The sequence below is a fragment of the Nostoc sp. CHAB 5715 genome (assembly GCF_020829685.1).
In the GTDB taxonomy this organism is placed as follows: domain Bacteria; phylum Cyanobacteriota; class Cyanobacteriia; order Cyanobacteriales; family Nostocaceae; genus Nostoc.
The window spans coordinates 1-4,186 of record NZ_JAIVFR010000694.1; the positions used below are offsets into that span (position 1 = coordinate 1).

The following is a 4,186-nucleotide window of genomic DNA, read 5'->3' on the forward strand; positions in this document are numbered from 1 at the left end:
CATAGAATGTGGTGCCAATCCATGACCACCAAACTGGTATAAATAGAACTACAAACCCAAATAATCCTGATAGAGAGATATCCTCGTTGAGATTGTGGGCGAGTTGAGAAACTGCAACTACAAAAACCAAATCATAAAAAAGTTCCAGCCAAGTGGCGCGTCGTTCTTCTTCAGTGTCTTCACCAATGCGTAATCTTGGTGGTTGGAGAAAATTTGCCATAGTGCTAATTGCGAATCGCTAATTGTTTTTACCATTAACTGTTATCTATTAGCGAATGGGTAGACGATTGGTATTCTTTGGCGTTGCTGAATTAAAGTATGAATTTGGATGTAGAGACGTAGCACTGCTACGTCTCTACAAGGATTTTGGTATTATGCAAAATCATTTTGATACATGGGCAACGCCTATTCTTTAACGCCAACCGATGCCGACTGATGAGTTCAATCAAGTCCTTTAAACGGTCATCATCAAAAACGCGCTGATTGCTTTGCTTCTCGTTATAATCTTTCAGCGTCAGCGTTCCCGATAACCCAGGATTGCGCTTTGCCACCTCCCGCATCGCCGTTGTGATAAACTCTATTAAGCCATCTTTAGGATAAAGCGAATCGCATCCCAACGCTATTCGTGCGGTACATAGTAACGCAGAATCGGGTGACGGTTATTTTTAACAGATTTTAAAGCGGGCGATGGGACTCGAACCCACGACGTTCACCATGGGAAGGTGACATTCTACCACTGAATTACACCCGCGAATTGCTGCCATAAACTTAGGGCTAAAATCAATAGTACCACTATTTACAGCTGTTTTAAATTGACTAAAACATGCACTATTTTGGCAACTGCTGATGCTTGAGTCCTGTAGCTGTTCAGATTGGGAAATCTTTTAGCTAGCTGATGACGGCACTGACTACCATATTTAACGCTTCGCAAAAGTCCCCATTTTCTCTACGAGACGCTGTTCGCGTTCACTCTAGATAATTTAATCTGGAAAATCACTGTCAAAGTGAATTTTTACCAATTCTCTGAATAACATTTGCACTTCTTTGGCTGCAATCCGATTTCTGACAAGCTTCACCGGACGACCTGCTGCTTTTTCAGTATCCAACTGTTCCCCCAAAGTTTTACCAATCAAATTTTTCAGGCGCGATCCAATACGGTTCGATACGAGTGTAAACCCACTGCCACAGGGACTTGCGGCACAAATCCCAGCCGCCAACAACCAAGCTTTTTTTGCGATCGCCGGATCCAAACTCGGCGCTGCGCCTAAAGCTTTCTGAAATCTTCTCAGTGAAAGATGGTGTTTAGTAGGTGCATAGACTAGACGACCTTCGTCAAGAGCAAATTGAAATTAAAGCATATTTAATCCGCAATCAAAATACCCCTCGCGGTGAGTAACTCACTGGGGATTCTTATCAGCCAAGGATTTTGCAGAAAATCTCGATATTTTTTACAAACGGCGGAGTTTCATCCACTTTTTAAGTATAATTACTTAAAAGGTGTTAGCCAGTCCCAACAAGAAGCGATTTTTGGTATCTATCTAGTAACCAGAATTGTTAGGGAAGTATCATTTAGAGTTGCTAAATCTCAAAGGTCTTGATAAGCTGAAACACCAATAATATAAGCCTTCTGGCGGTTTTTCTGTCTTCACATCCCGGAAGATGCCGACGCAATATAGGAGTATTTTTTAGTGAACGCAGCTGAACAGGCAACGAACCTTGAACTCGCCAGCAACATTGCTACGGTGGTTAATTTGTTCAAATTCGAGTTTCCTGATGCCAAATCTGATCTTAAACCCTGGAAAAATGACCCGGAAACCAGGGAGTTAGTCGATCCAGACTCTATAGATATTGGCTTTCACTTTCCTGGTATCAGCAAATCTTGGCGAAGTCGCAGTATTTTGATTCAAATCAGATTTTATCAAGATCCCATTAATAATTCCCGCCGTGCGATCGGCGTGGAGGTAGCTGGATTTGATCATCGCGGCGAAGCGTGGCGACTTTCTACAGTAGATAACTGGAGTATTGTCGGCGCATATTCGCCTTCTGGTGAAATTGAGGATAAGCTCAAACAGATTTGCCGACAGATTTTAGAAGTTTTTAATAAACCAACTGATTGAAGTTTTTACAGATTTCATGCATGTAGAGACGTTGCAATGCAACGTCTCTACTTCTGGTGTGTTTTTGTACTAGATACTTACAGCTTGAGCAATAACTGGAAGTAACGAGGGATCAATTGAAATGCCCAATCCTTCAGCGACACGACGACCATAAGAAACATCTGCCCGGAAGAAGTGGCAAAGTTGACGCATCTGGATGTCCTTTCTTGCTTGACTGAGGCTGCCGACGATATTATGAGCAAGACGCTCTTGCTGCTCAGGAGTCAGTAACCGATAAAGATTACCTGCTTGGGTGTAATCGTCGTTTCCATCACGATGATTGTAACGATCAACGGTGACATCGCCCAGATGGGTAGGTGGTTCTGCATAAGCTGGATTTTCTTTAGGCGTACCCTCAGCACTATTCGGTTCATAGTTAGGAGTGCTACCGCCGTTGTTCCCCGACGCCATAAAGCCATCTCGCTGATAATGCATCACTGGACATTTGGGCTGATTAACGGGTAGTTGCTGATAGTTACCACCCAAGCGATACCGTTGAGCATCTGGGTAAGAAAAGAGGCGAGCTTGAAGCATTTTGTCTGGAGAAAAACTAACACCCGGAACCACTGCGCTAGGGCTAAAAGCAGCTTGCTCAACTTCAGCGAAATAATTCTCTGGGTTACGATTTAGCTCTAATATCCCGACTTCGATTAAAGGATATTCTCCTTGCTTCCAAACTTTCGTTAAGTCAAAGGGGTTATCTGGATGTTTTGACGCTTGCTCCTGTGTCATCACCTGAATACACATCCGCCACTTGGGATAGTCTTTTTTAGCGATCGCTTCAAATAAATCATGAGTTGCATGATCTGGATCTTCGCCCTTAATCTTAGCTGATTCTTCCTCTGTCAAGGTTTGATGCCCTTGCAGAGTCTTAAAGTGAAATTTGCACCAGACGCGATCGCCCTGAGCATTAATCAAACTAAAGGTGTGGCTACCGAAGCCATCCATGTGTCGATAGGTTTTTGGAATTCCCCTGTCTGAAAATAGGATCGTCACCTGGTGAAGCGATTCTGGACTGAGTGACCAAAAATCCCACTTTGCATTCTGGTCTTTGCAATTGGTTTGTGGATTGCGCTGTTAGGTTGGTTTGCTGTCCGCAACGCCAGCAGTTATGACAACGTAACGACATTGCAAGAAAGCCTACTCAAAGTTGTGGCGGCTGATGTGATGACTGGTGACTTTCGGGTTGTCGATGCTGATCAGACATTGCGATCCTTTGCCGATTTATACCTGTTGGAAACCACTCCTTCACAGGTTTATTTTGCTGCTTCTGATGGACGTTACCGGGGTCTAGTTTCCATTGACGATTTTCGTTTAACCCAAAGGAGTGAATGGGAAACCCAAACCTTACATAGCATTGTGCATCCCTTGACAGAAATACCCACTGTTGCTGAAGCAACAACCATAGCTGAGGTAATTAACAAGCTGGAAAATGAGCAGTTACCTCGAATTACCGTACTTTCTCCGGCTGGTGCTGTCGCTGGTGTAATTGATCGGGGAGATATTGTACGGGCGTTGGCACAAAAGTTAAATTTGCGGGTTACGGATGCTGAAATTAAACGGGTCAAGGAAGAAGGAAGTTATTCGCCTGGGTTGCAACTAGCAGCAATAGCGAAGTCAATTGCAAATTAAACGTCATACCTTCGTCATGGTTTTGCAATAGATTTGTCAAAAGCTTGTGTGATACTTAATTTGGTATTTGGTTACAAAATGCTTTTTTTGGGTAAAAGGTAGGAAATCCTACCTTTTTTATTTATTTCAAAAAATGTAGCGTAGGCGTAGCCCGTCGTAGACATCGCTTTTACCTTATACCAATTCTCCAAAATGAGGCAACAGATATCAATCACCAAAGTCTTACTCCATCTAGGTTTTTTAATTGCGAATTACGTTAGCGTAGCGGGGCGAAGCCCATTGCGAATTGCGAATTGGTATTACTTGTCTGGATTTGTAGGGGTTGATGGTACATTGTTACAGAGATGGCGATCGCTCTCCACATTAGGGTTATTCTGCAAATAGTCACCAAGGCGATC

General features: G+C 43.3%; 5 protein-coding genes, 1 tRNA gene and 2 pseudogenes. 2 read left to right on the top strand and 6 right to left on the bottom strand.

The features are described from left to right. The 4 genes from LC574_RS29210 to LC574_RS29225 all read right to left on the bottom strand — a co-directional run. The coding region (locus tag LC574_RS29210; protein ID WP_229457125.1) for a low temperature requirement protein A at positions 1-220 on the bottom strand (220 nt) is incomplete at its 3' end. 127 nt (positions 221-347) lie between these two features. After that, the gene (locus tag LC574_RS29215) at positions 348-617 is read right to left on the bottom strand and encodes a hypothetical protein (protein WP_229457126.1); all 270 of its coding nucleotides are present in this window, start codon (positions 615-617) and stop codon (positions 348-350) included. A gap of 62 nt (positions 618-679) precedes the next feature. Continuing rightward, positions 680-751 (bottom strand) — tRNA-Gly (locus LC574_RS29220). Positions 752-980: 229 nt separating this feature from the next. Then, on the bottom strand, positions 981-1,250 hold the full coding sequence (locus tag LC574_RS29225; RefSeq protein ID WP_229457127.1) for a hypothetical protein: 270 nt from the start codon (positions 1,248-1,250) through the stop codon (positions 981-983). Positions 1,251-1,688: 438 nt separating this feature from the next. On the opposite strand from LC574_RS29225, the gene LC574_RS29230 reads away from it, so the two are divergent. Beyond that, positions 1,689-2,117 (top strand): hypothetical protein, encoded by a 429-nt coding sequence (locus LC574_RS29230; protein ID WP_229457128.1) that lies wholly within the window; start codon positions 1,689-1,691, stop codon positions 2,115-2,117. A gap of 69 nt (positions 2,118-2,186) precedes the next feature. Here the strand turns inward: LC574_RS29230 and LC574_RS29235 are convergent, their stop codons facing one another. Together LC574_RS29235 and LC574_RS29240 are read right to left on the bottom strand one after the other, a co-directional pair. Next, positions 2,187-2,591 carry a catalase-related domain-containing protein gene (locus LC574_RS29235; protein ID WP_306422171.1) on the bottom strand — a complete coding sequence of 135 codons (405 nt, stop codon included), beginning with the start codon at positions 2,589-2,591 and terminating at the stop codon, positions 2,187-2,189. Next, positions 2,571-3,173: pseudogene (locus LC574_RS29240) on the bottom strand (catalase); the annotation flags it as partial. The gene LC574_RS29235 and the pseudogene LC574_RS29240, both read right to left, overlap by 21 nt. Positions 3,174-3,215: 42 nt before the next feature. Here LC574_RS29240 and LC574_RS29245 point away from each other — a divergent pair. Next, positions 3,216-3,788, top strand: a pseudogene (locus LC574_RS29245) (CBS domain-containing protein); the annotation flags it as partial. Between the last annotated feature and the right edge of the window lie 398 nt (positions 3,789-4,186).